The sequence below is a fragment of the Nocardia sp. CA-151230 genome (assembly GCF_050942175.1).
Taxonomy (GTDB): domain Bacteria; phylum Actinomycetota; class Actinomycetes; order Mycobacteriales; family Mycobacteriaceae; genus Nocardia.
The window spans coordinates 4,071,398-4,096,605 of the sequence record NZ_CP192061.1; the positions used below are offsets into that span (position 1 = coordinate 4,071,398).

Sequence of the window (25,208 nt, forward strand, 5' to 3'; positions counted from 1 at the left end):
GTCGTGAATCCTCAGTCGACGACGAGGACGACCTTGCCGCCGGGCAGCTCGCGTTGCCGCATGCGCTCGACGATCTTGCCCAGCTCGCCCCAGCCCGACACGTGGCCCGGCGTCGCCACCAGCCGGCCCGACGCCGCCAGCGACACCAGGATCGCGAGGTCCACGTCGTCGGGATCGGTTGCGGCATAAGAGATGTAGTTCTGAAGGCGGGCGCCCTCATGGCCGATGAAGTTGTACACGTCCAGCGGCGCCTTCTCGCCCGAACTGCTGCCCAGCACGACCACGGTGCCGCCCGGAACCAGCGTGGCCAGCGCACCGGTCAGGGCCGCGCCGCCCACCGATTCCAGGACCAAATCGAAAGGCCCGGTGGCGCTTTCGACATCGGCCACCACCTCGGCGGCGCCCAGGGCGGTGAGCTCCTCGGCGACCTGGGCGGCCTGCGTGGTGACCGCGCTGACGACCGCGCCCGACAGCGCGGCCAGCTGCACCTGGAAACGTCCGACGCCGCCGTTGGCGCCGGTGATCAGGATCTTGCGGCCCAGCACGCTACCGCCGATGCGCAACGTGCGCAGGGCGGTCAGACCCGCCATCGGCAGGGCGGCGGCCTGTTCCATGGTGAGTTCGTCGCTGAGCACGGTCAGCCGTGAAGTGGACACCGCCGCGCGCTCGGACCAGCCGGCCTGCTCGACCATGCCCACCACGCGGGCGCCGGGCTGCGGGCCCGAGCCGTCGGCCGCGCTCTCGATCACCACGCCGGCGATGTCCTGGCCGGGCCGCCAGCCCTCGGGGCGAATCCCCAGCAGCGCCAATTCGCCGCGGTTGAGGGAGAACGCGCGGATCGCGACGAGAGCCTCGTGTGGCGCGGGGACTGGTTCGTCGACATCTCCGAAGCAGACCGGCGAATCACCGCTCGGGTTATTGATTACTGCTCGCATTCGTTCCCTCTCTTCCTGCGCTGATAGGTTCTCTTCGGATACTTCCATCCGTAGTCGAAACTGAGAAGGAACGGCTTTTAATCGGCCGATCACGAAGAATTATCACCCTGTCGGGTGCAGTGATCGAGATCACTGCATCGGGGGGAATATAACTACACTGCTCTCTCTATTGGGGGACGGGCAGGTATCTTTTAGGGTCTGACAAACCGGCCTTTCTCATCGTCGAGTGGTAGGATTTCCGGCGAACCAGTTACCGCACAACGGGGGAGTGTATGGAACTCAGGCATCTCGCGAGCTTTGTCACGGTCGCTGAGGAATTGCACTTCGGACGTGCGGCCCGCCGATTGCACATCGTGCAGCCTGCCGTCAGCCAGCGCATCAGGGCGCTCGAGAGCGAGCTCGGCCTGCGGTTGTTCGATCGCACCGCCGCCGGCGTCGACCTGACCCCTGCCGGGCATCGGCTGCTCGAGCAGGCCCGGATCGTCCTGGGCGCGGCCGACGAGTTCAGCACCCTCGCCGAGGATCTCGCCCACCGCGAGAACGTGCAGGCGCAGTTGCGAATCGGCACCGCCGAGGGGATGACCACGCGCCTCGAGCACATTCTGGCGATGTTGTACGACCAGGCGCCGACGACGCGGATCGTGCTGGAGAGCCTGCCGGCCTCCGAGCGGCTGGCCCGGGTGGCCGACCGCCAGCTCGACGCCGCGTTCATCCGCATGCTGCGGCCGATTTCCGGGCTGCATGTCATTCCGCTGTGGTCCGATCGCTTGGTCGCGGCGCTCCCGGCCGAACATCCCCTGGCCGGGGAATCGACCCTGCCCTTCCAGCGGCTGGCGGCGATTCCGCTGCGGCTTTCCACGCGGGAATCCAGTCGCACGTTCGTTGATACGGTGTTGCAGGCGTGCGGGTCGGCAGGTTTCACTCCACGGCTGGGAAGCGCCTTCACCACCGTGCAGAACACCTTGGCGCTCTTGGGATCCGGGCAGCCGTCGTGGACCGTCCTCTACGAGGAGGCCGCCACCGCACTGCCTACCCGGCGGGTAGCCTTCCGTCGTCTGACCGATCCGGAGATCGTGGTGCAGACCTCGCTGGTCGTGCGCGAATTGACGCCTGCCGTCCGGCAACTCGTCGAGACCTGCCGGGCCGGCGCCCCCGAGGATCCCGACATTTCCGAGGCGCCCCTCGCGCAAGCGGCGGCCGGATGATCCTCATCGGTGACTCCGGTCATATCATGCGCATCGTCATTATCGATTCGACAAGTTGAATAGGCGTCCCGGTCCGTTGCCGGGTTATTTCCGGGTAATAGAAGGTGGCCGCGCCCGGGTAACTGGCCTTCTCCTCCATCGCGGCCACGCTGGGCGGCCTCGGCCTCGCGGGCGCGGTCCGCACGCAGATGTCGGACCGGGTCATCGCTGCCACGAACCAGCAGGCCGCCGCCATGTCACCGGACCAGCGTGACCGCTACGGCAGCCTGGTCCAGGCGGTGAATGCGCATGCCGCCCACCACATTCCGAACGGCAGGACCGCCGCCGACGCGGCCAGGTGATCGCGAAGGCTGTGACTGCCGGGAAGCCCCGCACCCGCTATACCGTGGGCCGGGCCGCAGCCATGATCACCCGCCTGTCACGGGTGTTGCCGGACCGAGTGCTCGACCGCGTCCTCGCGATCAACGTCCGACCGCACTACCCGAAGGCCACCGCCGCATGATCCCGTGGTCCTGAACGCGGCAGCTGATCATGCCTGGTCCCCGACCGTCATGAGCCAGGATTGGGAGCGGGCCATTGGTCGTGGCACTACTCGATAGGGCGGGCGCCCCGCAGGAACTGGTCGACCGCGGTACCAGTGAAGTCGTCGAGCAGTTCCGGTTTGACGATATTGCTGTTGATGATCGTCGCGATGCCCTGCGGGGTTGCGAACAGCACGATCCCGATGCCCGATGGACCTTTGGCCTCGCGACGGAGCCGCAGAGGCTCTCCCGGCTCGGACTCCACTCCCACGACCTCGGCTTCCACCACGGGCCACGGCGTCGAGGACCTCGTTGGAAACGTTGATGTTGCGCCCTTGTTCGAGCTAGTAGGCTACGCTCACACCGGTGAGCTGAGCTACGTCCTCACGGCGCAGTCTCGGCACCCAACGCACCCCGCCCGTTCCGCCGATCTGGATGTCATCGACGTTCGGGCGCGCGCGGCGGGTGTGCACGAACTCCTTCAGCTCGGCGTTGTGCTCCATGGCTCCCAATCTGCCGGGAACCCCTGTTTCTGCAGTTGTCTCGGATACGCGGCTCACTCGCCGCGGACGACACAAGGAGACGAGCACCCCCATGACTACTCAGAACACCCCCACCCTCGCCGGTCGCGTCGCCGTCGTGACGGGCGCCTCGAGCGGTATCGGCGCGGCAACCGCCAAGCGGCTGGCCGCCTCCGGAGCGCAGGTGGCCGTGCTCGCCCGCCGGGCCGATCGACTCGAACACCTGGCCAAGGAGATCGAACATGCGGGCGGGACGGCGCTGGCCCTGCCTGTCGACGTCACCGATGCGGAGGCTATGCGCGCCGCGGCTGAGCGCGTGGCCACCGAACTCGGCACCGTCGACCTGCTGTTCAACAATGCGGGTGTCATGCTGCCCGCACCCGTCGACGAACTGCGGATCGATCAGTGGCAGCGGCAGATCGATCTGAATGTGACCGGCCTGATGAACGCCATCGGCGCGTTCGTTCCGCAGTTGATCGCCGCGGCCGCCGACAAAGGCGTGGCCGACCTGGTGAACACGTCGTCGATCGCCGCGCAGAACATCTTCCCGAACTTCGCGGTGTACTCGGGCACCAAGGCCTACGTGACGCACCTGTCGCGCACCCTGCGCGCGGAACTTGGGGCCAAAGACGTCCGAGTCTCGGCGATCGAGCCGGGCATCGTCGGCACGGAGCTGGAAAGCCATGTCACCGACGCCGGTGCACGGGAATGGCTCGAAGCTTCGAAACAGGCGATGACCTGGCTCGACCCGGAGGACATCGCCGAGACCGTCAACTTCCTGGCGTCCCAGCCCGCGCATGTGAACCTGCAGCAAATCACGATCATGCCTACCCGGCAGCCGTCCTGACCGGGAACGCTCACGGTGTCCGTGGATGCCGCGCCACCGGGATCACCCACCCCCGCAGCCCCCCGCAGCAGGGCACCTGCACCGGATCCGGCAGTTCGAACCTGCTCGGATCCGGCAGTTAACGTCCCAGGGGGCCGCCCGGCTGCCGCAGAAAATTTTCCGAGTCGGCACTGTCCGTGCAGTGCATAAGCCCAGTTCTGCTGAACACCATCGGCTGCAAGTCCGGGCAGCGTCGCACGAGCCCGCTGGTGTACTTGCGCGACGGCGACCGACTGGTGGTCTTGGGCAGCAACTTCGGCCAAGACCATCACCCGGTGTGGACATCGAACCTGCTGGCTCAGTCCGAGGCCACTGTGACGATGGCCAGGACGCGGCATCCCCGTCCTGGCCACCCCGATTACCGGCACCGACAGGGACCGCCTCTACAAGCAATTCGTCGAATTTGCCGGCGTCTACGCCGTCTACCAGGGGCCGCACCGACCGCAACCTCCGAATCTTCGCCCTCACCAACCGCTGACATGCGGTCTCGCGTGGTCCGTGGCGGCGATCCAGGGGCGCCGGTAGGAATCGGGTCATCCCTCCACACGCCTGACCCACAATCGGTCAGTTCAGGCCCAATTGCCTTCGGTGCCTGCGTTTCTGGTCGGCAACCCGGCCGCCGAGCTCAGCACCGACGATTCCGACGGCGAAATGTGGCTCAGGTGCCACGCATCGTCTGCAACGCCCCCTGACCGGATCCCGGTCATGGACCCGCCCGGCCTCCGAGGGATCGACCGGGCGGGGTTAGCTGGTCACCGAAGCAGGGAGGTGACCGCAGGCCACCATCGTAGGTATCTCCACCTCGACCAGGACTGCCGCCACGCCGATGTACCCGGGGCGTCCCTGTTCGGATGCGCGAGAGCGCCCGACCGCGGGCAAGGTTGCGTGGCACCGGCATGTCGGCGGTTTCACTCCTGCTCGCCGAGGAAGTAGATGATGCCCGTCGGGATGAGGATGGCAGCGACCACCAGCCACAGCCGCGAGAGGGCGAAGACGTAGACGATGGCGCGGCATAAACGCTGATCCCTATGAGAGCAGAGGTCAGCAGGTAGGTCCAATCTTCATTGTCCTGAAGCCCCATCATCCAGCGCATCGCAGCCACGAAGACGCCCCCCATCAGGCGTATCAGCGCGCGACGGCCGAAACCAGCCAAGCTGGCGCGGAATCCGCTGCTGCGAGACCTTGTCGAGGAGAAGCTCGCGGTCGCGGCGCCGGCCCATCACCTTGCGGCACAACGGGGAAATCGCTCCGGGCACACCAACTCTCAACGAAGCGTGGTGGTTAGCGGACCCGATCCATGAGAAGGCCGGTATCCAGTTCGACGTTCACCGTGGCGGGCAGGGAAACCTTCGCACCGAAGGGCACGGTGAGGATGCGTTGGTAGCGAGTGCCGCTCGGGTCGCTGCGGACGGTTATTTGCACCGCGGATCCAGCCCGGTCTCGAAGACCGGTCGTCTGGGATGTCCTCGAGTGTGCGACTGGTGTCGCGGATTTCCTCGGAATGGAGGCAAGATCGGAAGCGGCAACGACGGCTGGCTCGTCGAAACCCTGAGGACACTCTCGAAGGAGATCGTGATGACGGAAGCGTTCGTGCTCGGTGGTGTCCGGACCCCATTCGCCCGATACGGTGGTTCGCTGTCGCACATTCGGGCCGACGACCTGCTGGGGATGACTATGAAGGGCGCGTGCGAGCGCGTCGGCGTGGGTCTCGATCAGATCGAGGACATTGTCGCGGGCTGCGTCAATCCGGCCCACGAAGGGATGGGTGATGTCGCGCGGTGGGCGGCGCTGGCGGCGGGATTCCCCGACACGGTGGCCGGGGCGACGATCAACCGGTTCTGTGGGTCGTCCCTGAGCGCCACCATCAATATCGCGCACGCGATCAAAGCGGGGGACCTGGGCGTCGGGATCGCCTGCGGCGTCGAGTCGATGTCGCGGTCGGGATGGGCGTACATGAAGGGCGATTCCCCGTTCGGGCCCCGTGGCCCGGTTGTCTTGCTCGATACCATGTGGGCGGGTGCGGGCGGTCCGGCCAATCCGGCGCTGCTGGCACGCAATGCCTACATCGGAATGATCGAGACGGCACAAAACGTCGCCGACCGCTATGGGCTGACCCGTGACGAGATCGACGCGTTCGCGCTCCGGACACAGCGAAATGCCAAGGCGGCCAGGGACTCCGGACGGCTGGCCAAGGAGATCATGCCGGTCGAGATCGCCGCGACCAGGAAGACCCCCGCCCGCCTGTTCGAGCACGATGAATTCATCCGGGACGACACGACGGCCGAACGGTTGGCGGCGCTGCCCCCGCAGCCGGGGACGACGCAGATGACAGCCGGGAACTCGACTCCGCTGACCGACGGAGCCAGCGCGCTGGTGCTGGCTTCGGGTGAACGAGCAGCCGAACTCGGCGTCGAACCGCTCGCGCGGGTGGTGTCGTCCGCGGTGTACGGGATCGATCCGCTGTTCATGGGTCTGGCTCCGGCGTGGGCGCTGCCCCTGGCGATCCAACGCGCGGGCCTGACACCCGAACAAATCGACGTCTGGGAAGTACACGAGGCCTTCAGCGCCCAAGCCCTGGGTGTGCTGCGCGAACTGCCCAACCAGCTGGGCGGTTTCACCATCCCCGACGAGAAGCTGACACCGAACGGCGGCGCGGTGGCGATCGGTCACCCGTTCGGCGCCACCGGCGCCCGCTACGTCCTGACCCTGGCCACCGAACTGCGGGAACGCAATGCACGCTACGGCGCAATCGGGGTCTGCATCGGATCCGGTCAAGGAGTCGCGATCGTCCTCGAAAACCCGGCCGCCGCCTGACAACCTCAGCGAGGGAAACGACAAACGGGGCTCCCCTGGGAGGTTAGGAGACGACCTCGATGAACTTGCCGGTGGCGATGTCGAAGACGAAGCCACGCAGCGAGGTCGTCTTCGTGATCAAGGGGCTGTTCTCGATGCGCCGAATCGACTGCCGCACATCCTCGTCGAGGTCGGGGAAGGCGTCCGCGGACCAGGCCGGCTCGACCCCGATCTCGCCTTTTATGGCGCGCTTGAACTGATCGTCGATGAAAGTCAGCATGCCGCAGTCGGTATGGGGGATAAGGATGATCTCCGTCGTGCCGAGCAACCGCTGACTGATCGCCAGCGACCGTGCCTCGTCATCGGTGATCCGGTGATCGCCCCGCCCGCATTCCGGATGGCGCAGGTTGCGGACTGGCAGGCCGCCGGGGCGTTCGATCAGTCGGACTGCTCAGGCGCATCACACCTACGCGGCAAGAGCCCGTGTGACCAGCCGACAACGATGAGGAAGTGTCCGAATACGACACCGGCCGCATGGTGGCGATAGGCGGCGCGCCACGCGAGGATCTGACCGAGGTAGCGCAGAGCCTGGGCGGCCGGTGGCATGTGCTCGAGAACGTATCGGCCTCGTCGGGTATCAGCGAGTGCAGACAGATCCAGCCGTATCACCAACGCGGATGCGACTGCTGCTGCGGTGTGCGCCACCAGCAGCGCTTCGCGTGGTCTGCCCTGCCGGATCAGCCATGTCGAGACAACATCGGCGCTGATATCGGTGGCGAGCTTGGCGGTGTGAACCTGATGAAGCAGGTAAGTAGTTCGATCCATCGGCCGGGCCCTCCAAGGGAGATCGCGGATATCGAGTAGTTCACCACCGTGACGGTCCTCGCGACGCGCAGGACTGCCGTCACGCCGATGTACCCGGATAGCGATGGCCGACCGCCTTGCGTTCGTAAGATCAGCCATGCTCGGGAACCGAGATTTCCGTCGGTGAGCGGTCGAAGCGCAGTCCGCGCCAGGACGGGTGGCGCAGGCCGGTGGCGGTGCGTTCGCGGTAGGCGACATCGCCGACCAGGTGCGGGGCGACCCAGTGCGCGCTGGCCGCGATCGAGGGCGGGATCTCACCGGTGACCGGCGGAGCGGCGACGGCCAGGGCCGCCAGCTGGTGTTGCAGCGAGTGGCGGGCGGTGTCGCTGAACCCGGTCCCGACCGCGCCGAGCAGCACCAGCTGCCCGCGCTCGTCGTGGGCGGCGACGAGCAGGGACCCGAACACCTCGCTGCCGGTGTGGCCGGCCAGCCAGCCGACCACCACCACCTCGGTGGACCGGCGCAGCGGGAGCTTGCGCCACGCCTGCGACCGCCCGGCACGGTAGGTGCTGTCCACACGCTTGCCGATCACGCCCTCGATGCCGTGCTCGGCGGCGACGGCCAGCATCCGCGAGACCGGGATACCGCGGTAGGACGGCGACAACAGGATGTGGCCGTGGGGCAGGCCCAGGCGTTCGAGGTGTTCGCGGCGTTGCAGGTAGGTCAGCGTGCGCAGGTCACGGCCGCCGAAGCCGAGCAGGTCGAACACGTACAGGCACGTCGGCACGGCGTGGATCAGCGACCGGCTCGGTCTGCTCACGCCCAGGCGGCGCCCGATCCGGGCCAACCGCGGCACCCCGTCGCGGTCCGGTGCCACGAGTTCACCGTCGAGGGTCATCTCCCGCCCCGCCGCCAGCGACACCACAGCGCGCGAGATCTCGGGGAAGGCCGCGTTCAATGAGTTGCCGTTGCGGGAGACCATGTGGCACACGCCGTCGGAGATCCATGCCAGGCAGCGGATTCCGTCGTATTTCCATTCGTAGGCGTACCGGGTGTCGTCGTCGGCGGGAGCCGGGCCGGCCGTGGCGAGCATCGGCGCCGGATGGCGCACCATACGCCGAACGCTACCCGCAAAAGATACCGAACGGTCGCATTATCGTGAGGCTTCGGAATCTCGTATCCCCTGGTGGAGTTCGTCGTCCGGTCCGTGCCGGGAACTACCGCCGTGTGCCGATCGAGCCGGTTCTGGTCAGGTGGGGGTGGGTGGCTCGGCGGCGGGGTGCATGACCGCGTGCCACCACGATTCGAGCCGACTCGGCTCGGGCCAGTGCACCACCGGCACATCGTCATCGGAATCGCTGGTGATGGTGGGTGGGGTCGGATGCCGCTTTCCCTGTCGGTGGGCGGGCCTGTCACCGCGTGGTTCGTGTGGGGTTGCTGTCATGGCGCACCTTCTGAATCCCTGCCCGGCGCCCGGTCTCACCGGGCGGGCTGGGATTCTCAACTCGCGGCGGCGGTGTACGCCGAGGTCGACCGCGCGCGAGGAAAGCCACGAAGGCCCGGCGGCAATGCCGAGGGGTCTGCGCCACCGCAGAAGGGGCCGACCTGTCCCACAGTAAGCATTCAAGGTCAACGGAAGGCTACGTACGAGCCAATTCCCGGGTCTACACCCCGACGGAGATCCGGTCTCCGCGCGAGTCACCACGGATATTGGACTACACCATCGAAAGTAACCATCGCGAGAATCAGTGATGTCTGCTGGGTGAATCGATGGCGGCACGGAGATTAAAACACCAGCAAATGTGAAGTTCCGCCACATCCGTCAGGGAATTCTGGCCCTGGGGGATCGGGTGGGGATATGTTCGGGTTACGTCGACGCGCAGGGCACGGTTCGAGGCGGGGGCTGAACAGCTTCGTTGATTTCGCGAGACGGTCACATCCGAAAGGGGTGGGGATCTCGTCGAGTGGAGGACCACCAATGAGCAGCTTCCCGACATCGGCTTCCGGGATCAGCCGTCCGCGCCATCGACGAGATGAGCACCTTGTATCTCGTCGAGCGGAGAGCAGGACGATGTGCGCCGACTACAAACATCGCAACGCCCGGCACCTGGCCGGGGTGATCGGCCCGGTGGACTACACCGGTTTCACCGGCTACCGACCTCCGCCATGGCTGTATCGGCGGCTGCAACCCATTGCAGCGGCACTCACGTCCCTCGGCTCGAGTCCGGAATATGCTGTCGTTCTGGAGGTTCCGGGACGGCATTCCGGAATCATCCGGCGCACCAACCTGGTTCGTATCGAATACGACGGACGGCACTACCTGGTATCGCTGGCCGGAGAATCCGAGTGGGTGCGCAACACCCGTGCGGCGGCGGGGCATGTGGTGGTCGGGCGTCGTGAACGCCGTGGCGCCACTCTCGCCGAAGTCCCGGCCGCTGAATGGCCGGAGGTAATTCGCGCCTGTCTCACCCGCGCCGGCCGCAAGGCACGCTCGTGGAGCAAGACGAGCGAGGCACGGCACTACTTCGGCGTCAGCACCGAACCCTCGGCCGAGGACCTTGCCCGAATTTCGAGACAATACCCAGTGTTCCGAATCGACTACCAGGCCGTCACACCGGCCCGGGGAGTGCAGCCGTGACCAGGCGATCGGCTCGCCGCTTGACGGTCGCCGAGGCCCTGGTTGTCGCGACTGTGGTGGTCGGCGGGCTGTTCGGATCGCTGCTGGACCGTGCGCTGGTCGCCACGGTCGCCTGGCGTGATCTGGGGGTGGTGGCGTGGGCCGATTACAGTCGGCATGCGGATCTGGGGCCGGGTGAGGTGGTGTACCCGGTCGGCGGGATCCTCTGGTGGGGCCTGGTTTTCGCGGCGGTGATCGCCTGCGGGCGGGATCGGTCGGTATGGCGCGCGGTGCGGGTGCCGCTGTACCTGGCAGTGGTGGCCGTGCTCGGGGCGATCGTCTCCACCGTGATCGCTGCCCCGACGATGCAGCATGTGGGCACGGTCGCCGACACCGATACCGCTGCGTTGCAGCACGCGTTCGACACGTTCACGGTGTGGGGTGTCTACGTGCGGGGCGTCTGCTTCGCTGCCGGATTCCTGTGCAGCGTATGGGCGCTGGTCGGCGTGCTGCTCAAACGCCCTCCACCAGTACCGCACTCCTCGGCCACCGGCACGACCGCATGACACCGGTGGCGATCGGCGTGCGACCCACGCATGGACCCGACGAGGTCGCCACACTGTGCACCGCTATTGCGGACCGGGCGTCGGATATGCCGTCGCCGACCTGGCCGCCCCGTCACTGTGCCGAAGTCATATTCGCAGTCCTTGCATCGTCAGCTATCTGCGTGGCTGTGTAGCGGCGAACCCGTTGCTGAGATCACCTCGGAGACAGACATTTCGCCGGCGACATTGTTCCGCTGGAAGGCCCAGGCGCTGATGGATGCGAGAGTCCGCGACCGAGTGTCGAGCACGGACGCCGACGAGCTGGCCGGGCGCATCGCCCGGTTGGAGGCCGCGCTGGTGTTGACCCATGCCGCGTGTGCTCTGTTCGACGAGGGGACGTGATCTCCCCATCGGAGAAGCTCAGATCGGCATATCAGTCTGTCCCGGTGAGGAATTCGCTTTCACAGTGGGGGAATTCGCGCCACCATTCTACTTGCCGTCGTCGCTTACGTCGAGGACGGCATCGTGTCCGACGTGGCCGAATTGTTGCGGGCGGTGCGGCTGGCGGTCGATCCGGGCCCAGGTCGACGAGAATCTTGAGCTGTTCGCCCTGCCGATGCTTGGCGGCGTGCTGGCGGCGGTGGCGGCACGAATCGGCCCGGCGCGGCGGCCGAGGTGGTTCTCGCGCGGTTGCGCGGCCTCGCCGAGCTCGCGTCCCAGGCCGACAACGACGAGCTCGAGGCTCGTTACTGAGCGTTTCGTCGGCGGTCGATCAGAGCATCGAGCAGAGCGCGGGCGCGGTCGCCGTAGACGGCCTGCTCGCCGAGAATGCCAAATGTCTTCTCGTGCAGCAGGATTTCAGACCGACGCATGATCGTGAGCTCGGCCGAAACGGTTTCGGTGAGTACTTGCTTTCGGTCGTAGATGACAAAGTTTATTGCAGGGCAGCGGTATTCGGCGTCCAACGGCAGGATGCCGAGCCTCACTCGTGGGTTGGACATCAGTTCGGCATGGTCGGTCAGCTGACCGACCATGTCTCAGCGTCGCCCACCGTGAGCCAGAGCCTGGCCGGTTCGGTCAGCGGTATGTGGCAGAAGAGAGTGTCCGGCGCCCGTGTTCGGTCTCCGACCGGCTCAGTGGTCGCCGGGCGCGGTGCTGGCTTGAGCGGGATGCGGCGGGAGCGGGCGGCCAAGAAGTTTCTCGGCTTGGCGGCGGCGTTCGGCCTTTTCCTCGGGAGTACGCGCGACCCGGACGGGGCGCAAGGTGTCCTGTGTCAGTGCGCTCACCCATCCGCCCTCCATCACCAGTGCCTGAATGCGCCACACCCTACTCCCTTTGGCCTGCCTGCTGACGGCGACGACAAGGTACGACGAAGCGTCGATCAGCAGACCTCCCGCCCGGCGGGGACCGCAGCGAGTGCGCCCAGGCGCAGGGCGGGTGTTCCCGCGGGGAGGATCAGCTCGAGCACGGCCGGGTCGGTGCGGCGCAGGTCGCGAGGCGGGTCGGCCAGGCCGCTGGTCGACAGGAACGCGGGTTCGGTGAATTTCTCATCGATCAGCGACTGGGCCGAGATCTCGTCGGTGATGCCGCAGAGTGCCGCGTCGACCTCGCGGCTGACGCGGACCGTCACCGGGATCGGAAACTTGGCCAGCCCGGAGCGGATGAGCGCGATCCGCCGCGCCACCGCGCTCGTCATCGGGATCCGACCACGCATAGCCGGGTTGATGAATTCGAACCCGTTGTGCGCGTACACCTCGATCGCACTGCGTTCGTCGGTGGTCAGCAGGTCGAGGTTCTGCCCGGCCAAGGCCGTATCGGCGAGGGGAATGTCGCCGAACCCGTAGTCGTCGTCTGGCACCCCCGGATTGTTCCCTATTATGTGTCCCGCAGCGCGGTCGAGCCTGTCGGCGGCGAGACGAGAACCGAATTCCCTTGGCAGGGAACGTCTACCTGCAGCCTGTGCGCCGCTCCGGCCGAAACAGGGCGGCAGCCGGGATCTGGTGGCGGTCACGATCGAGCAGGACGGGCACGTCGGCATGCATCGGTTTTCCGGGGCCGCCGCTCAGGTGTGGGAGGTCAGTGGACCAACCACTGGCGACGTCGCCGCGCGCGGGCGTTGCGTCGTTCAGCGGATCTTCCACCCCGAAGCCATACTGGGCCAATGGAATCCGGTTGTGATCGGCACCGATCACTGCGTGGTCACACGGCCCGGATCCGTGGATATCACGGTTCGCGTCATCCGTCCGCCGGTGCGAGCAAGTAGGTGATTCAGGCTGTGCTGCAGATGGATTCGACGGTCAGTAGCGGTCGTCGGCATCACGGAGTACGTGGGGGTCACATTGATCTTGTCCGCATCATCGAATGTCGTTTCGCGATGCACGCCCGGCCCTGTTATCTCTTGGCGAAGAGGGGCAGGGCTCTATTGCTGGACCTCGGCTCGAATTCTTCGGTTGGTGTCGGTTTGGGGTACACCCAGCTCCACACGCCGACCTCCGCCGAAAGTGTTGATCTGGGGTCTTTTGGGGGTATTTCCTGACATAGGTCTGCTGATGTCTCAGACCTCAGACTGACACTTTGGCAGGTGGGTGAGGGTCATGCCGAGATTGATGGCGGTATCGCTGACCGAGCCGCAGGTTCAGGCGCGCACGAAGACGGTCACGCGGCGAATGGGATGGCGCGGCCTGCGCGCCGGGGACCGGCTGACGCTGTGCCGCAAGGTGATGGGCCGCCGGCGCGCCGATGGCCGGGTGGAGCCGCTGGTATGCATCGTGGACGTCGAGGTCGTGGCCGTGGCTCGCGAGCGCCTCGACGCCATCACCCCGGATGAGGTTGTGGCCGAGGGATTCCCGGCGATGTCTGTGGCCGAGTTTCTGGAATTCTTCTGCAACTCCCACCGAGGCTGCACACCCGAGAGCACTGTGACCCGCATCCAGTGGCGCTACATCGACACCGAGGCGGGGTAACAGCTGGAGCTTCCCACCGGGCCTTCGACACCGCAACGAGCAAGGAGACGCGATAGCCATGCGGGTGGGCTACATCCGGGTCAGCACCGTCGACCAGAACACCGTCCGCCAGGAGGATCTCGACGAGGTTGCGGGCGAGGCGGTCCATGGAGTGCACGCGCACGGTACGCCGCTCAGCGCCGCGGCCGACACCCACCAACTGAGCGGCGCGACGTCGACCGGGCCTGTGAATTCAGACCCGGCCAACGCCGTCCCCGCCCGCTTCAGCCCGTTCGGCCCCAACCTCTGCGCGGCGCGGCCGCCGTCCTGGACGGCTCTGGGACTTCCTCGCCCTCGACCCGCAAGTGCGGGTACATGAGCGCCGTGCGCCTGCTCAGCCGAAGAAGTCGAGCAGCAACGGCTCGAGCAGTTCGGGCCGGCCGAGGATTTCGTGATCGGCGCCGGGCAGGACCACCCGGCGTGCGTCCGGGATGGCGGCGGCCAAGGCCTGGTTCGCGGTCTGGATCCAGGGCCAGGTCTGATCGCCGTTGACGACCAGCGCCGGGATGGTGATCGTGGCGTAGCGGTCGGTCTGCAGACGCATCTGGGGACCGGATACGGCGACGTCGTAGGGCAGGCTGTTGGCCTGGGCACGCAGGAATTCCCACACCGGTGCGTTCCGCATGTCGGCCACGATCGGCGCCGGCACCTCGACCTGCTCGGTGAGGAACAGTTCAGCCGCACCGTCGTAGTCGCCGCGAGCAAGGCGGGCGACGAGCCGATCGAAGACGTCGGCCGGCGGTTCGGCGCGGTTGCCGTCGACCACCGCGGGCATCTCGTACACGGCGACCTTGTCGATGCGCAGCCCGCGCAGCACGCCTTCCAAAGCCAGGGCGGCACCGGAGGAATGACCGAACACGTGCGCGGCACCGCCTACATGCTCGATCACCGCTGCTAGATCGTCTATCTCGGATTGGACGGCAAAATCGCCGCGGACATCGGTGCTACCGCCACGGCCGCGGCGGTCGTAGCTGACCGCGGTGACGTGCGGGGCCAGGGTCGCGGCGAGCGCGGCGACGGTCGAGCGGTCGTTGAATGCGCCGCCGATGAGGATCACCGGTGTACCGGAGCCGATGGTTTCGACGGCGATCGTGCTGCCGTCGATGGAATGGACGGCGGTCAGGACGGGACTGGTCATGGAACTCGTGCCTTTCGATGGTTGGTCGCGGTCAGGCGGCGGTGGGGAACCGGAAGCCGAGGTGGGTGATGGCAGGCGAATCGAGGACATGGAATCGGTCCAACTCGATCACGGTGTCGGGCAGTTGTTCGAACAGACGGGTGCCCTGCCCGAGCAGCACCGGTGCAATGTGCACGTGCATCTCGTTGAGCAGCCCCTCGGCGATCGCCTGCTGCACGATCGCCGCGCCGCCGCTGATATGCACATTCCGGTCACCACAGGCGGCCTTCGCACGCTCAATCGCGCCCGCCAGGCCGTCGGTGACGAAATGGAAAGTCGTGCCGCCCTCGCGGATCAGCGGTTCGCGCGCACGATGAGTGACGACGAACACCGGTGCACGGAACGGCGGGGACTCGCCCCACGGCTCCTCTCCGGAGTCGAACATCCTGCGCCCCATCACATACGCGCCGGCCTGGGCGAACATCTCCTTCAGCAGCGCGTCGTCGGCACCCTGCAATCCGCCGTCGAACCCCGCACGTTCACGCCACGCCTGATGCGCGACAGCCCATTCGGTGATCCGAAAGAACCCCTTGTCCAGGTAGGGCGGCTGCTGCGCGGCGAGCCCACAGATATAGCCATCCAATGACACCGTCATATCGGTGCGAACGTTGGGCATGTCATCTCCTCGATGTCTTCCGGGATGCCGTTCGCGTACTCCTCGAACGGGCAGCGCAGGTTTCGACATCGGGACCGCCCAGGCAGCGAATTGTGACTCAGCTCATATCGACTCGGTCCGCTGTCCGGTCGTCGGCAGCTCGAGTACGAATCGTCACGTTCGGAAAACGATTTGCGACACCTCACCCGCCGGAGGTGCAGTCCTGGTCGACTCGATCGAGCATGTGTCGGAAAAGGTGTCGAAAAAGCTTGGTGTTCAACAAGTCCCGTCGCGTTCTGCGTGTCGTCGAGCACATCCAGGACGATCCTGACGCCCCGTGCAACGATGCCAAAGGCGCCTGCTCCTACCTGCGTCTCACCGCGTCCCTGCCCGTCGATCTTGCGCAATTGGCCTGTGCCGCAACCCGGTCCCTCGGACTGCCCTTCGGTGGAGTGGATCTGTGCACCAAGAACGCCGGGGTGGTATTTGAGCTCAACGTGCACCCGGCCCTCGACGTCGTCCAATGACGCGAAACCGTGGCCATCCCCCTGGTCGCAGCGCACCTCGACGCTATCGGGTCGACGGCGATCCCCTTGCCGTAAGCATGAACTGACCGACCCACCCACACACCGCCAGACGAACCCTATTCGGCTGCCCCGCGTTGACAGAACCGGTCAGGACGGGGCGGCCGACTGCGAGAGTGACTGCGGCCCAGGTGCATCCGATACCGCTGAACACCGTCCGGCACTGGGGTCGAGCCTGCAGCGAAAGGTTCAGCTGTTGAGTAGCTCTGCCAGTGGACGCTGACCTGGGTGAAGTCGTGGCGGCTAGATCCTGTGGGGTATGAAGCAGTAGAGGGTTCCGAAGCGCGGTCGATCAGCTGGTGAGAGTCAGGTTGAGTTCGGTACGTAGGTCGCGGGGGTCCATTTCCGGTGAGGGTTTCGTCAGGTAGACCTCCCACATTGTCGTTCCCGCATTCAGTCCCTGGTCTTGGACCCAGGAGAGCAGCCGTGCCCAGGACGCGGCGAGTCCGTCGAACCCTCCGCAGTGAACGAGTTGGGCTATGCGTCCGCCGGGCAGTGCGCTGGCGCCGGCTTCGCCGTGACGGCGGATCGCCCGGTCCGTGGCGAATCCGACCTCGAGATCGACGGTGTCGGTGAAAGGCCCGTGGTAGAGGCAGAACGCGGGGCTGGTGATGCCGATTCCCTGCCCGGAGATCGTCTCGGGCAGGGTGCGGAACGAGATGTCGAAGAACTGCGCGATGTCCGTCGTGGGAATGACACGGCGGATGGCCGCGGTGAGCGTTGGCTGAATCGTTATCAGGGCAGGTTCGGTGGCACCTGGCCGGCTTTGGGATGTACTACTGGTCACTTGGTCAACCTCTCGTTCGTGGCCTTTGCTCGCTTTCTCGATGTTGACGACCTGGCAGCGTGAAATTCATCGCGCGGGTTGCCCGGTGGGTGAGCGAAAGCCTCTCTCTGACCTGCCGACTGGCCCGTGCTGCCCGACGTCGTCGCCGAACTCGGCACCTCCGACGTGCGGTCTCGACTGCTGTGCCGGTTGCACCCGTGATGACCGCTGTGCTGGTCCTCGCTGCGCCAGCGTCGCGTGGTCGGCGGGCCGGGTTCCGGTGTCCCGGAGCGAGCGGTGGCTCGGTCCGCGGGAGACGGTGCGGACTGAGATAACGACGTCTTCGGCGTTCACCTCAGCGAACAGTCTGCAATCAAGACATGATCCCTGATCGTGGGTAATTTTGGTCCATTCAGGGCTGCTGGGCCGTTGGGGGCGCTCCTGACGGCACTGCCGCGTCGAGCACCATGAAACTGATTGTCGCGGTTCGCTGATCTAGTTGCCGTCGTTGATCATGGAGGAAGGCAACGGATTTCGAGTGCTTCCCTTCGGCGGTTTCGTGCCGTTGTTCGCCCGGGATGGGTTTGGTGAGGGGGCGGGGAAGAGCCCGACATCTCGTGGTGGCGGCTTCGGCCGTCCACGGCGAACTGGGCGCGTAACTTCTCCTCCCAAGGGTGCGTGGACGATTCCTCGCAGCCTACGCGGTTGCGTGCGCGGAATTCGTTCGGAGGCAATACATGTAGTACAGCTGGGATTTCACTCCCGCGCTGCTCAGCTCAACCAGTCCCAGACCGCTCAGCGATGCGGGCCCTGAGAAGACGACCGATCACGGCTGCGAAACCGGAGAAAATGGTGTGGCCGTCGAGGCATGTGTGTTCGGCGGGAACCGTGATGCGGAACAATCCGCATGTGGCGGAAGTGGATGACGACGATTTCCAGAGGACACCGTTGGCCGAGATAGCACTCGTCGGCCAGGACCTCACCCTTCTTACCTCTGAAGAGAGTGGAGCGATCCGCGCGTACGCCCTCAACCTCTTCGAACTGGTCAATGATGCCTTATGGGGGCACAGTCCGATGACGCCCGTGCTGCAGCGCTACATCGGCCTGATCCGCTCTGGTCTCGCGAAGTACCCGCTATCCGAGGCTGTACGCGTGACGCGAGAATCCGAGGCCGCTCTGTACGGCATCGTCGACGAGGATTCGGCATACGCCCTGGTGGAGGAGGAGTTCACGCACGAAGGATTCATGTCGACGTGCGGGCTGGAAAATCCGCCGCGCTCGAGTCTCCACCGCGACCCTGTGATCCTGGACCTGATCGTGCCTGCGGGCACCCCAGCCCTGCGGCTGGGCGAGCTCGCCGAGCTGCCCGACGAGCGGGAGGTGCTGCTCATCGACGCGCGCAGCTACTACATCGTTGGTGTCGAGTGGGATACGACGCGTAGCATGTGGCGTATACAGGCATTTGTGACGGGAGGTCGCTAGTGGGTGCGTTGACGCAGGAAGCGATGCGTGCAATCCGTGTGCAGCTGACGCCGGAACAGCGCGAGGCACGTCGCCGTGAAGCCGAGAAGCTCGGCATCAAGATCCGCCGCCGCAGCACCACCGCTAGCAAGGACGGCAAATAGCCTCATCTCACATGGCGTTCACACGGGCCCGGCCAATAGGCCGGGCCCGCAGTGTATCCGTAGCCACTACGCGGCCGGACCCGAATTTCTCCTGCGGGAATGCCCGCTGGGATTCCACGACCGAACGTGCCAGATCGGAACTAGAGCAAAGGCTAGATCTCTTCCCACACATGCTTGGCGAGTTCTTCGACCGCACCGCCCAGGGCCGAGGGCCGCGTCGCTATCCAGGTGCGGTCTGACCTGCGATGGTCGATAATCCGCCTGGCCATCATCTGCCTTGTTTATCTGGCTCGAACTCGCCCGCCTGGCATAGATGCGCTAGATTTCGCTGGCATGCAACGGTTTCCGTAGCGCATGTCGATCATCCAGCAGATCCAGGGGGAAGCCCGTGCCTCGTACGGGGGAGGTATTCGACGGGGGTACCTCATCGAGGGATTCCTCGGGAGTGGCGGTATGGGTTCGGTCTATCGGGCCCGGCATCCACGACTGCCGAGGCAGATCGAGTTCAAGTTGCTCGACCACGGTGGTTCCCCGACTCGGAGTTGATCCGCCGTTTCGAGCAAGAGGCCGATGTTGTTGCCCGGCTGGAGCATCCGAACATCATCGTGGTCCACGATCACGGCAGCACCGACGACTGCCTGTGGATCGCAATGCAGTACATCGAAGGAACCGACGCAAGTCGCGTGGAGGTCGATCCGGACGACGTGTTCGACTTCGTGGACGCGTGGATGAAGGAAAATCGGCGCGTCTGGCTACGGACGGCCACCGACCCGGCGACCGGGCTGATGTCCATGGTTATCTGGGGACGCGCTGACGATGGCAGGCCGTTGGCGGTCTTCGCCAGGCGCATCGATCGCGACATAGAAATTTATAGCGCCGAGTATCTGGCTTCCGATCAGACGTCGGACTTCGAGAAGTGGGAGGCGACCCGCAATGACTGATCCGTTCGAAACCATGAGCCCCGCCGAGGTGGCGGCGATGACGCAGCGCCTCGTCTACACCGATGAACCGATCGAACCTCCGGTGGAGACCGGTCCTGGCACCGAGCCGGTTCTGATCCCGCGGTCGGTGAAGCTGAGCCGCGACCTCGATAAAGCATGCAAGCGTCGTGCCGAGAATCTCGGCCTGTCGCAGTCGGCCTACATTCGGTCGCTGATCGAACGCGACATTGCCACGGCCGGAACCGGCGAGCAACGCCCGGCATGGGTCCGCGAACTCCTCGCCGTGATCGCGCAGCACGAGAACGACGAGTACCCCAAGGCGTCCTGACCCTTGACCGCTCACCAGTGGTCCTCGCGCTCGGATCCCCCGATTATGGTGCGCGTGGCCAGGTCCGGCCAACGGCCCGTCGAGGGTACCCGGTGAGCCGGCGCTTACTCCACCACGCACCCCGCGGTTTGTGGGGTGCCTGCGAAGCGGTCGGCGAGGAAGTTCATGCCGCCGAGTGCTTCGCCCGCGGCGGCTCCGATGTGCGTCGGGAACAGCGAGTGGATCGCGGTGAGGGTGGCGCCCAGGGCGCAGTAGGTATCGACGAGGGCGGTGTAGCCGGCGACGGGGATCTTCTCGTCGGCGACGCTGTGGTACAGGTACAGCGGGGTGTCGGGGGCGGTGCGGCCGAGTTCATTGGGCAGGGCGGCGTTGCGGAAAGCGGGCTGCGCCAACAGGTTCGGGACTGTGGCGAAATCGTCGACGTGGACATCGGAGTATTCCTGGGACAGATCCGCACCACAGCCGGAGGTGCCCGCGGCAAGCAGCGCGCGGCGGCCCCGGTCGTTCAACAAGTCGGCCAATCGGGAGGCGGGTTCGTTGCGGGCCAGCCCGAGCAGCATCAGTATCGCCCCGGCGGCGCTGTCGGCGCGTTGCGCGACGGCCGGGAGATCGGTGGGGATTCCGCCGGCGCTGGTGCCGACCAATTGCACGTCCGGTGCGTATTCCCGGCGCAACTGTGTGGCCCACAGGGTGGCGAAGGCTCCGGCCGAGTATCCCCAGGCGCCGATCGGGCTCGAGGCATCGATGCCGGCCGGCGAGAACGACCGCGCGGCCCGGATTCCGTCCAGAACTCCACGCCCGGATGTCACACCGTCGAAGAGCCGGGACTGCGGCCCTTCGTAGTCGCTGGCCACGACGGCCCATCCCCGCAGCAGTGCGTCCGCGATGAACGGCGCGTCCTGCATGGCGCTCGCCATGTCGTTGTCGCTTCCGCCGCGCAGCGTGACCGACGGCGCGCACCGGGTGTCGAGACTGTTCTCGGGTACCTGGTACGACAACACCGGCCGCGGCCCGTTCCATGGCACCGATGGCACCAGCACCGTGGTCACGTTCAGCTGCGGATGCTCTTCGGAATCGGTTGTGCGATAACGCAATTGCCATGCCGCCACCGGTACCGGCAGACCGAGCAGTGCGATCGTCCGTGCTCCGAGTACCGCGCCGTTCGGATGTGACGCGAGATCGGAGGGTGCGGCATAGAAGGGATCGTCACCCGGGGACAGCGAAGCGGCTCGCGCGACCGGCATCGACAATGCTGCCGGCAGCACGATCATGGCGAGCGTGAGGGCCGCAAGCCATCGCAGGCCGATCCGCCACCACATCACTGGTTGCCCTGGCGTGCCGCCAACCAGCGGGCCGGGCGTATCGGTTGCCGAATACGCTGTGCGGCAAGAATTCTTCCGATGTGTCGACAACATGTGCCGGGATTCCATCACGCCTCCCGCGTCCAACTGTCCGACGCGCAGGCACTGGGGGCCCGCACAACCAGTCGTACCAATTCGAGATCTAGGTCACGGTAGCATAACGATCCCGCATCTGCACCTGTGATTTTTCAACGACGGTCGAGGCCGCCCAGTACGGCGGAGAAGGCTCGCCGTACCGAGCGGATACGAGCGCGGGCGCCCGGTCTCGACGCGGCGGGCTATTGCTCGGCATACGCCGCTATCGCACTGGCTCGTCAGCCATTCATGTCGCGCGCCCGGCAAAACCACATGTAGGAGGCGCAACCATGATGGGACCGGGCAAGCATGTGTGACGTTCCTGAGAATCCCTGCCTCGCCGAGCCGGTTTCAGCAAACGGCAGTAGTGTGCTGGTCCGAGACCCCGAAAATGGCTGTGCGGCGGAATCAGGGATGCGTACACGGAGGTCGCGGGCAGGAGATGCGATGCCGACAACTTGGTTACGATGGCTCGTTCTGGGAGTCATCTCGGCAGCTGCGTTCGCCACGTTGCCCATGGGACCGGCAAGCGCCGATCCTGTCGACGACCTCCCCGGTGGGCTGGAGTCGTTCTATCACCAGCCGCTGGACTGGACGCCGTGTAACGACGCGGTGCTCGACGGTGCGGGGGCTCAGTGCGCGGGCGTTGTCGTACCGCTCGACTACAACCGACCGGACTCGCGCACGCTGACCGTAGCGATCTCGCGTATCCCGGCCACCGACCCGGCCCGCAGGCGCGGGATCATGCTGTCCAACCCCGGCGGTCCCGGCGGTCCGGGCCTGAGCATGATCGCCGACCTCCGGGATCGGCTCACACCGGAGGTCCGCGCCGAGTACGACCTGATCGGCATGGACCCGCGTGGTATCGGCCGATCGGATCGGATGAGTTGTGCGCTGCCGCTGCCCAGCATGTTGTTCTCGGCCGGCTTCGACGCGTTCGGCTACGCGCGCGACGCAACCCTGGCCGCCGCGTTCGCGGCTTCCTGCGTAATGCCCGATCCCGAGAAGGCTCGGTCCATCACCACCCGCAATACCGCCCGCGACATGGATGTCATCCGCAGCGCATTCGGCGAACACGAGCTCAACTATTACGGCGACTCCTACGGCACCTACCTGGGCGCGGTGTACACGCAGATGTTCCCTCAGCACAGTGACCGGATCGTGCTGGACAGCGCCCTCGACCCGGACCGCTACTGGATCGGCACGTACCAGGACATGGGCGCCGTCAACGAGGCCGGGCTCGACGACTGGGCGATCTGGGCGGCCCGCCACGACGCCGACTACCACTTCGGTGACAGCGGACCGCAGGTCCGAGCCTTTGTCGAGGACCTGATCCGACGTGCCGCCGCGCATCCGGTCATCGGCAACGGCTATCTCATCGATGAACACACCGTTCCGATGATGCTGCTGTCGCTGTTGTCGAATCCGAAGAAGAACGTCAACCTCGCCGAGCTCGTGCGGACCCTGGACGACGCAGTGTCCGGGCTGCCCATCGACATGGAGCAGCTGAAAGCGAAGGTCAGCGGTCCCGTTGCGCTGGATGCGTCGGGCATGGCCGCGGTCATGTGCGGCGACAAGGCCGCACCCCGGGATCTGGGCTGGTATAGCCGCAATATCGACAGCGTCCGGGCGACCCAACCGGTGTTCGGCGCCTTCGCCAACAACATCACCGCATGCGCGTTCTGGCCGGACCCGGTCGAGCCACCCACCGCCGTGCACAACGCGACACCAGCTCTGATCCTGCAGGCAACCCGCGACACCCGCACCCCCTACCAGGGGAGCCTTGCATTGCACCGGGACCTGACAGCGTCACGAATGGTCACCCTGGCAGACACCCGCGTTCACGGCCTCCTCGGCTCCAACCTGAGCCAATGCGTGAACGAGGTCGTCAACACCTACTTCCGTGACGGCACCCTCCCCGATGCCGACCTCACCTGCCAACGCGACACCAACAATCTCCCCGACTGATCGCCCGCAGCGCCCAGCGGCAATCATCGACGAATCGCAAAACCAACCGGGCCCCGAACGTCACGGTCCGAGGTCATCTGAATCGTCCTGGCCTGCTTCATCTTCCATCCACCCCTGACTGGAGCCCGCTGAGCAGGTCCAGCGGTTGTGGGAGTTCTGATGCACCAGGAATGGGTGCAGGAGGACGCTGCGACACATGTGAGGGCAGGCCACGGGCCCGCCCCTCACGACTTCGAGACAGAACCTGGACGCCGCCCACGAGCACGCCCGGATCCCCTTCGACGGTCATCGCGCCACAGTCGGGTCGGCTGTGGCCCTGCGCAACGCCGGTGGAGGGTTACAGTTCGGCGCGGTTGGCCAGGTTCTCGGCGACCTCGACTTCCCATGCGGAGTTGGCCTTGGTGGTGTCGACTTCGAATTCCAAGCGCTGCACCGATTTCGGGTCGATGTCGGCGACGTCTACATAGAACTGCTCGTACCAGCGACGCAGGTGGTAGACCGGGCCGTCTTCCTCACAGAGCAGCGGGTTGTCGATCTTGGATTTGTGTTTCCAGATTTCCACGTCCTGGAGGAATCCCGCGCTGATCCCCTCCTCCATCTTGGCCACCAGCATGTCCGCCGCGTCGTCGGGTATCCCGGCGGGCTTGTGCAGGGTCATGCCCCACTGCAGGACGAACGAGTCGTGGCTGACCGGGTAGTGGCAGTTGACGAGGACGCTTTCGATCTCGAAGCCGCCGAAGCTGTTGCGTAGTGGGTTGATCATGTACGACGGCCCGAAGTAGGAGGCTTCCGAGACGAGCACGGTGTCACCGTATTCGGCGGCGAACCCGATGTCGGGACGGGGCTTGGTCGTCAGGTGCTGCGTGGCGACGTGGCCTTCGAAGACGTTCTTGAAATGGATCGGGAACGCGTAGTGGATGTAGAAGAAGTGCGCCATGTCCACGATGTTGTCGAGGATCTCGCGGCAGTGCGCGCCCTCGATCAGCAGCGAATTCCATGTCCATGGGGTCCACTCGTCGCTGTGGCCACCGTCTTCGAGGCAGGGGCCCTCGATCAGTGGGATGGTGACTTCTGGTGTGGGCGGGTTGTTTTCGTGGTCGTGCCAGACGAACAGTTGACCATTGCGCTCGAGAGTGGTCCAGGCGCGAGTGCGGGCCAGGGGAGGCACCCGCCGCGCGTACGGGATGTCGGTGCACTTTCCCGCGCCGTTCCAACGCCAATCATGGAATGGGCAGGCGATGTCGCCGTTCTTGACCTCGCCTCGTGACAGGTCGCCGCCGAGGTGACGACAGTAGGCATCCAGTACTCGCAGCTCACCCGCTTGATCGGCCCACACGACCAGCTTGGTCCCGAAAGCTTCTCTTGCATGCGGTTTCCCGTCCCGGAACTCCGCCGTCAGACCCAGGCAGTGCCATCCCCGCGCGAACCGAGCGGGTGCATCGCCCACATCGATCTGACGAACGCTGTGTGTATGTATCGGTGGAGCCGTGACCATCGTTGTCTACCTACCCAGTGCGCCAACACATTCGGAACCGTCTCAGCTTCGAGGCAAGTTCGCGGCAACGCAAACTCTCGAAGAGGGAATCGTATGAGCGTCATCGACATTCGAGCTGGCAGAACGCATTCCACGACGAGCGGCCGTGTCCCAGCTCACTACGCTGCCGGCGCCACAACAAGCCAGCGATTTGCCCGGTGCTGCGCCGGGCGGCATCCGCGCTCGGCCTTGGCCGGCCCTGCAGTGCAGCCCACCCGGCTGCCGACGGTGGCCCTCAACATCGGTGCCAGGTGGGCGATCAGCGCGAAATGTCCGAGATGATTTGGGCGGCCAGGTGGCGGGTTTGCTCCAGGTGGAAGCGGAACTGGTCCGCGTTGGGGCCGCCCCAGCTGATGTCGCCGTCGGGGCCGGCGATGAAACCGTCGAGCGAGACGCTCATCGAATCGATCACGGGCAGCATCGGA

At 65.7% G+C, this 25,208-nt stretch carries 34 protein-coding genes and 1 pseudogene; 18 read left to right on the forward strand and 17 right to left on the reverse strand.

Annotated elements, in window-relative coordinates; all coding sequences use genetic code 11:
* Positions 1-11 precede the first annotated feature (11 nt).
* Positions 12-935 carry a zinc-binding dehydrogenase gene (locus tag ACQP1O_RS19040; RefSeq protein ID WP_433567088.1) on the reverse strand — a complete coding sequence of 308 codons (924 nt, stop codon included), beginning with the start codon at positions 933-935 and terminating at the stop codon, positions 12-14.
* A gap of 272 nt (positions 936-1,207) precedes the next feature.
* Here ACQP1O_RS19040 and ACQP1O_RS19045 point away from each other — a divergent pair, with 272 nt between their 5' ends.
* The 3 genes from ACQP1O_RS19045 (at position 1,208) to ACQP1O_RS19055 (ending at position 2,642) form a co-directional block, all read left to right on the forward strand.
* Positions 1,208-2,140, forward strand: a complete 933-nt coding sequence (locus ACQP1O_RS19045; protein WP_433567089.1) for a LysR family transcriptional regulator — start codon at positions 1,208-1,210, stop codon at positions 2,138-2,140.
* 188 nt (positions 2,141-2,328) lie between these two features.
* The gene (locus tag ACQP1O_RS19050) at positions 2,329-2,481 is read left to right on the forward strand and encodes a hypothetical protein (RefSeq protein WP_433567090.1); all 153 of its coding nucleotides are present in this window, start codon (positions 2,329-2,331) and stop codon (positions 2,479-2,481) included.
* Positions 2,482-2,492: 11 nt separating this feature from the next.
* Positions 2,493-2,642, forward strand: coding sequence for a hypothetical protein (locus ACQP1O_RS19055; RefSeq protein ID WP_433567091.1), 150 nt, complete (start codon positions 2,493-2,495; stop codon positions 2,640-2,642).
* 86 nt (positions 2,643-2,728) lie between these two features.
* On the opposite strand, the gene ACQP1O_RS19060 is transcribed toward ACQP1O_RS19055, so the two are convergent.
* Positions 2,729-2,950, reverse strand: a complete 222-nt coding sequence (locus ACQP1O_RS19060) for a hypothetical protein (protein ID WP_433567092.1) — start codon at positions 2,948-2,950, stop codon at positions 2,729-2,731.
* 55 nt (positions 2,951-3,005) lie between these two features.
* Positions 3,006-3,164 carry a hypothetical protein gene (locus ACQP1O_RS19065; protein ID WP_433567093.1) on the reverse strand — a complete coding sequence of 53 codons (159 nt, stop codon included), beginning with the start codon at positions 3,162-3,164 and terminating at the stop codon, positions 3,006-3,008.
* A gap of 91 nt (positions 3,165-3,255) precedes the next feature.
* Here ACQP1O_RS19065 and ACQP1O_RS19070 point away from each other — a divergent pair, with 91 nt between their 5' ends.
* The gene (locus ACQP1O_RS19070) at positions 3,256-4,029 is read left to right on the forward strand and encodes an SDR family oxidoreductase (protein WP_433567094.1); all 774 of its coding nucleotides are present in this window, start codon (positions 3,256-3,258) and stop codon (positions 4,027-4,029) included.
* A 176-nt stretch (positions 4,030-4,205) separates the two neighbouring features.
* Entirely contained in the window at positions 4,206-4,760 is a 555-nt protein-coding gene (locus ACQP1O_RS19075; protein ID WP_433567095.1) for a nitroreductase/quinone reductase family protein, read from the forward strand.
* A 216-nt stretch (positions 4,761-4,976) separates the two neighbouring features.
* On the opposite strand, the gene ACQP1O_RS19080 is transcribed toward ACQP1O_RS19075, so the two are convergent.
* Together ACQP1O_RS19080 and ACQP1O_RS19085 are read right to left on the reverse strand one after the other, a co-directional pair.
* Entirely contained in the window at positions 4,977-5,126 is a 150-nt protein-coding gene (locus ACQP1O_RS19080; protein ID WP_433567096.1) for a hypothetical protein, read from the reverse strand.
* A gap of 223 nt (positions 5,127-5,349) precedes the next feature.
* Entirely contained in the window at positions 5,350-5,490 is a 141-nt protein-coding gene (locus ACQP1O_RS19085) for a hypothetical protein (RefSeq protein ID WP_433567097.1), read from the reverse strand.
* Between the two features lie 153 nt (positions 5,491-5,643).
* Between ACQP1O_RS19085 and ACQP1O_RS19090 the strand changes: the two genes are divergently transcribed.
* Positions 5,644-6,882: a thiolase family protein gene (locus ACQP1O_RS19090; protein WP_433567098.1), complete on the forward strand. Its 1,239-nt coding sequence runs from the start codon at positions 5,644-5,646 to the stop codon at positions 6,880-6,882.
* Positions 6,883-6,925: 43 nt separating this feature from the next.
* Here ACQP1O_RS19090 and ACQP1O_RS19095 read toward each other — a convergent pair.
* Positions 6,926-7,231, reverse strand: a pseudogene (locus tag ACQP1O_RS19095) (beta-class carbonic anhydrase); the annotation flags it as partial.
* Between the two features lie 140 nt (positions 7,232-7,371).
* Here ACQP1O_RS19095 and ACQP1O_RS19100 point away from each other — a divergent pair.
* Positions 7,372-7,725, forward strand: a complete 354-nt coding sequence (locus ACQP1O_RS19100; protein WP_433567099.1) for a hypothetical protein — start codon at positions 7,372-7,374, stop codon at positions 7,723-7,725.
* Between the two features lie 91 nt (positions 7,726-7,816).
* On the opposite strand, the gene ACQP1O_RS19105 is transcribed toward ACQP1O_RS19100, so the two are convergent.
* Entirely contained in the window at positions 7,817-8,779 is a 963-nt protein-coding gene (locus ACQP1O_RS19105; RefSeq protein ID WP_433567100.1) for an ATP-dependent DNA ligase, read from the reverse strand.
* 135 nt (positions 8,780-8,914) lie between these two features.
* A complete protein-coding gene (locus ACQP1O_RS19110) occupies positions 8,915-9,109 on the reverse strand; it encodes a hypothetical protein (RefSeq protein ID WP_433567101.1) in 195 nt (64 codons plus the stop codon).
* A 627-nt stretch (positions 9,110-9,736) separates the two neighbouring features.
* Between ACQP1O_RS19110 and ACQP1O_RS19115 the strand changes: the two genes are divergently transcribed.
* From ACQP1O_RS19115 to ACQP1O_RS19125, 3 genes are read left to right on the forward strand one after another with little or no spacing between them, the layout of a single operon-like run.
* Positions 9,737-10,303: a nitroreductase/quinone reductase family protein gene (locus ACQP1O_RS19115; RefSeq protein WP_433567102.1), complete on the forward strand. Its 567-nt coding sequence runs from the start codon at positions 9,737-9,739 to the stop codon at positions 10,301-10,303.
* On the forward strand, positions 10,300-10,848 hold the full coding sequence (locus ACQP1O_RS19120) for a hypothetical protein (RefSeq protein WP_433567103.1): 549 nt from the start codon (positions 10,300-10,302) through the stop codon (positions 10,846-10,848). The genes ACQP1O_RS19115 and ACQP1O_RS19120 overlap by 4 nt, the downstream gene beginning before the upstream one ends.
* A gap of 30 nt (positions 10,849-10,878) precedes the next feature.
* Positions 10,879-11,229 (forward strand): transposase, encoded by a 351-nt coding sequence (locus ACQP1O_RS19125; RefSeq protein ID WP_433567104.1) that lies wholly within the window; start codon positions 10,879-10,881, stop codon positions 11,227-11,229.
* Between the two features lie 344 nt (positions 11,230-11,573).
* On the opposite strand, the gene ACQP1O_RS19130 is transcribed toward ACQP1O_RS19125, so the two are convergent.
* From ACQP1O_RS19130 to ACQP1O_RS19140, 3 genes are all read right to left on the reverse strand, one after another.
* Positions 11,574-11,861, reverse strand: a complete 288-nt coding sequence (locus ACQP1O_RS19130; protein WP_433567105.1) for a Scr1 family TA system antitoxin-like transcriptional regulator — start codon at positions 11,859-11,861, stop codon at positions 11,574-11,576.
* 99 nt (positions 11,862-11,960) lie between these two features.
* Positions 11,961-12,113 (reverse strand): hypothetical protein, encoded by a 153-nt coding sequence (locus ACQP1O_RS19135; RefSeq protein ID WP_433567106.1) that lies wholly within the window; start codon positions 12,111-12,113, stop codon positions 11,961-11,963.
* Between the two features lie 95 nt (positions 12,114-12,208).
* Positions 12,209-12,685: an ADP-ribosyltransferase gene (locus tag ACQP1O_RS19140; RefSeq protein ID WP_433567107.1), complete on the reverse strand. Its 477-nt coding sequence runs from the start codon at positions 12,683-12,685 to the stop codon at positions 12,209-12,211.
* A gap of 748 nt (positions 12,686-13,433) precedes the next feature.
* Here ACQP1O_RS19140 and ACQP1O_RS19145 point away from each other — a divergent pair.
* Both ACQP1O_RS19145 and ACQP1O_RS19150 read left to right on the forward strand, forming a co-directional pair.
* A complete protein-coding gene (locus ACQP1O_RS19145; protein WP_433567108.1) occupies positions 13,434-13,790 on the forward strand; it encodes a hypothetical protein in 357 nt (118 codons plus the stop codon).
* 58 nt (positions 13,791-13,848) lie between these two features.
* Positions 13,849-14,148, forward strand: coding sequence for a hypothetical protein (locus tag ACQP1O_RS19150; RefSeq protein WP_433567109.1), 300 nt, complete (start codon positions 13,849-13,851; stop codon positions 14,146-14,148).
* Positions 14,149-14,163: 15 nt separating this feature from the next.
* On the opposite strand, the gene ACQP1O_RS19155 is transcribed toward ACQP1O_RS19150, so the two are convergent.
* Both ACQP1O_RS19155 and ACQP1O_RS19160 read right to left on the reverse strand, forming a co-directional pair.
* Positions 14,164-14,967 (reverse strand): alpha/beta fold hydrolase, encoded by an 804-nt coding sequence (locus ACQP1O_RS19155; RefSeq protein WP_433567110.1) that lies wholly within the window; start codon positions 14,965-14,967, stop codon positions 14,164-14,166.
* A gap of 31 nt (positions 14,968-14,998) precedes the next feature.
* A complete protein-coding gene (locus ACQP1O_RS19160; RefSeq protein WP_433567111.1) occupies positions 14,999-15,622 on the reverse strand; it encodes a dihydrofolate reductase family protein in 624 nt (207 codons plus the stop codon).
* Between the two features lie 248 nt (positions 15,623-15,870).
* Here ACQP1O_RS19160 and ACQP1O_RS19165 point away from each other — a divergent pair, with 248 nt between their 5' ends.
* Positions 15,871-16,128 (forward strand): hypothetical protein, encoded by a 258-nt coding sequence (locus tag ACQP1O_RS19165; RefSeq protein WP_433567112.1) that lies wholly within the window; start codon positions 15,871-15,873, stop codon positions 16,126-16,128.
* A 349-nt stretch (positions 16,129-16,477) separates the two neighbouring features.
* On the opposite strand, the gene ACQP1O_RS19170 is transcribed toward ACQP1O_RS19165, so the two are convergent.
* Positions 16,478-16,972 (reverse strand): GyrI-like domain-containing protein, encoded by a 495-nt coding sequence (locus tag ACQP1O_RS19170; RefSeq protein ID WP_433567113.1) that lies wholly within the window; start codon positions 16,970-16,972, stop codon positions 16,478-16,480.
* Between the two features lie 888 nt (positions 16,973-17,860).
* Here ACQP1O_RS19170 and ACQP1O_RS19175 point away from each other — a divergent pair.
* From ACQP1O_RS19175 to ACQP1O_RS19190, 4 genes are all read left to right on the forward strand, one after another.
* Positions 17,861-18,433 carry an ADP-ribosyltransferase gene (locus tag ACQP1O_RS19175; RefSeq protein WP_433567114.1) on the forward strand — a complete coding sequence of 191 codons (573 nt, stop codon included), beginning with the start codon at positions 17,861-17,863 and terminating at the stop codon, positions 18,431-18,433.
* Positions 18,433-18,576: a hypothetical protein gene (locus ACQP1O_RS19180; RefSeq protein WP_433567115.1), complete on the forward strand. Its 144-nt coding sequence runs from the start codon at positions 18,433-18,435 to the stop codon at positions 18,574-18,576. Before ACQP1O_RS19175 ends, ACQP1O_RS19180 begins: the two co-directional genes overlap by 1 nt.
* 542 nt (positions 18,577-19,118) lie before the next feature.
* The gene (locus tag ACQP1O_RS19185) at positions 19,119-19,517 is read left to right on the forward strand and encodes a hypothetical protein (protein WP_433567116.1); all 399 of its coding nucleotides are present in this window, start codon (positions 19,119-19,121) and stop codon (positions 19,515-19,517) included.
* Entirely contained in the window at positions 19,510-19,845 is a 336-nt protein-coding gene (locus ACQP1O_RS19190; RefSeq protein WP_433567117.1) for a hypothetical protein, read from the forward strand. Before ACQP1O_RS19185 ends, ACQP1O_RS19190 begins: the two co-directional genes overlap by 8 nt.
* Positions 19,846-19,949: 104 nt before the next feature.
* Here ACQP1O_RS19190 and ACQP1O_RS19195 read toward each other — a convergent pair whose 3' ends face one another.
* On the reverse strand, positions 19,950-21,164 hold the full coding sequence (locus ACQP1O_RS19195) for a lipase family protein (protein WP_433567726.1): 1,215 nt from the start codon (positions 21,162-21,164) through the stop codon (positions 19,950-19,952).
* Positions 21,165-21,728: 564 nt separating this feature from the next.
* Here ACQP1O_RS19195 and ACQP1O_RS19200 point away from each other — a divergent pair.
* A complete protein-coding gene (locus tag ACQP1O_RS19200) occupies positions 21,729-23,249 on the forward strand; it encodes an alpha/beta hydrolase (protein ID WP_433567118.1) in 1,521 nt (506 codons plus the stop codon).
* Positions 23,250-23,586: 337 nt separating this feature from the next.
* Here ACQP1O_RS19200 and ACQP1O_RS19205 read toward each other — a convergent pair whose 3' ends face one another.
* Together ACQP1O_RS19205 and ACQP1O_RS19210 are read right to left on the reverse strand one after the other, a co-directional pair.
* Complete coding sequence (locus ACQP1O_RS19205) at positions 23,587-24,744, reverse strand: Rieske 2Fe-2S domain-containing protein (RefSeq protein ID WP_433567119.1); 1,158 nt, start codon at positions 24,742-24,744, stop codon at positions 23,587-23,589.
* 298 nt (positions 24,745-25,042) lie between these two features.
* A complete protein-coding gene (locus ACQP1O_RS19210; RefSeq protein WP_433567120.1) occupies positions 25,043-25,204 on the reverse strand; it encodes a hypothetical protein in 162 nt (53 codons plus the stop codon).
* Positions 25,205-25,208 lie beyond the last annotated feature (4 nt).

Excerpts from the sequence above, each read along its gene's own strand:
- ACQP1O_RS19040 (WP_433567088.1), bottom strand. The coding sequence starts at position 935 with ATGCGAGCAGTAATCAATAACCCGAGCGGTGATTCGCCGGTCTGCTTC.
- ACQP1O_RS19045 (WP_433567089.1), top strand. The coding sequence starts at position 1,208 with ATGGAACTCAGGCATCTCGCGAGCTTTGTCACGGTCGCTGAGGAATTG.
- ACQP1O_RS19050 (WP_433567090.1), top strand. The coding sequence starts at position 2,329 with ATGTCGGACCGGGTCATCGCTGCCACGAACCAGCAGGCCGCCGCCATG.
- ACQP1O_RS19065 (WP_433567093.1), bottom strand. The coding sequence starts at position 3,164 with ATGGAGCACAACGCCGAGCTGAAGGAGTTCGTGCACACCCGCCGCGCG.
- ACQP1O_RS19070 (WP_433567094.1), top strand. The coding sequence starts at position 3,256 with ATGACTACTCAGAACACCCCCACCCTCGCCGGTCGCGTCGCCGTCGTG.
- ACQP1O_RS19090 (WP_433567098.1), top strand. The coding sequence starts at position 5,644 with ATGACGGAAGCGTTCGTGCTCGGTGGTGTCCGGACCCCATTCGCCCGA.
- ACQP1O_RS19105 (WP_433567100.1), bottom strand. The coding sequence starts at position 8,779 with ATGGTGCGCCATCCGGCGCCGATGCTCGCCACGGCCGGCCCGGCTCCC.
- ACQP1O_RS19110 (WP_433567101.1), bottom strand. The coding sequence starts at position 9,109 with ATGACAGCAACCCCACACGAACCACGCGGTGACAGGCCCGCCCACCGA.
- ACQP1O_RS19115 (WP_433567102.1), top strand. The coding sequence starts at position 9,737 with ATGTGCGCCGACTACAAACATCGCAACGCCCGGCACCTGGCCGGGGTG.
- ACQP1O_RS19125 (WP_433567104.1), top strand. The coding sequence starts at position 10,879 with ATGGACCCGACGAGGTCGCCACACTGTGCACCGCTATTGCGGACCGGG.
- ACQP1O_RS19130 (WP_433567105.1), bottom strand. The coding sequence starts at position 11,861 with ATGGTCGGTCAGCTGACCGACCATGCCGAACTGATGTCCAACCCACGA.
- ACQP1O_RS19145 (WP_433567108.1), top strand. The coding sequence starts at position 13,434 with ATGGCGGTATCGCTGACCGAGCCGCAGGTTCAGGCGCGCACGAAGACG.
- ACQP1O_RS19150 (WP_433567109.1), top strand. The coding sequence starts at position 13,849 with ATGCGGGTGGGCTACATCCGGGTCAGCACCGTCGACCAGAACACCGTC.
- ACQP1O_RS19155 (WP_433567110.1), bottom strand. The coding sequence starts at position 14,967 with ATGACCAGTCCCGTCCTGACCGCCGTCCATTCCATCGACGGCAGCACG.
- ACQP1O_RS19160 (WP_433567111.1), bottom strand. The coding sequence starts at position 15,622 with ATGCCCAACGTTCGCACCGATATGACGGTGTCATTGGATGGCTATATC.
- ACQP1O_RS19190 (WP_433567117.1), top strand. The coding sequence starts at position 19,510 with ATGACTGATCCGTTCGAAACCATGAGCCCCGCCGAGGTGGCGGCGATG.
- ACQP1O_RS19195 (WP_433567726.1), bottom strand. The coding sequence starts at position 21,164 with ATGTGGTGGCGGATCGGCCTGCGATGGCTTGCGGCCCTCACGCTCGCC.
- ACQP1O_RS19200 (WP_433567118.1), top strand. The coding sequence starts at position 21,729 with ATGCCGACAACTTGGTTACGATGGCTCGTTCTGGGAGTCATCTCGGCA.
- ACQP1O_RS19205 (WP_433567119.1), bottom strand. The coding sequence starts at position 24,744 with ATGGTCACGGCTCCACCGATACATACACACAGCGTTCGTCAGATCGAT.
- ACQP1O_RS19210 (WP_433567120.1), bottom strand. The coding sequence starts at position 25,204 with ATGCTGCCCGTGATCGATTCGATGAGCGTCTCGCTCGACGGTTTCATC.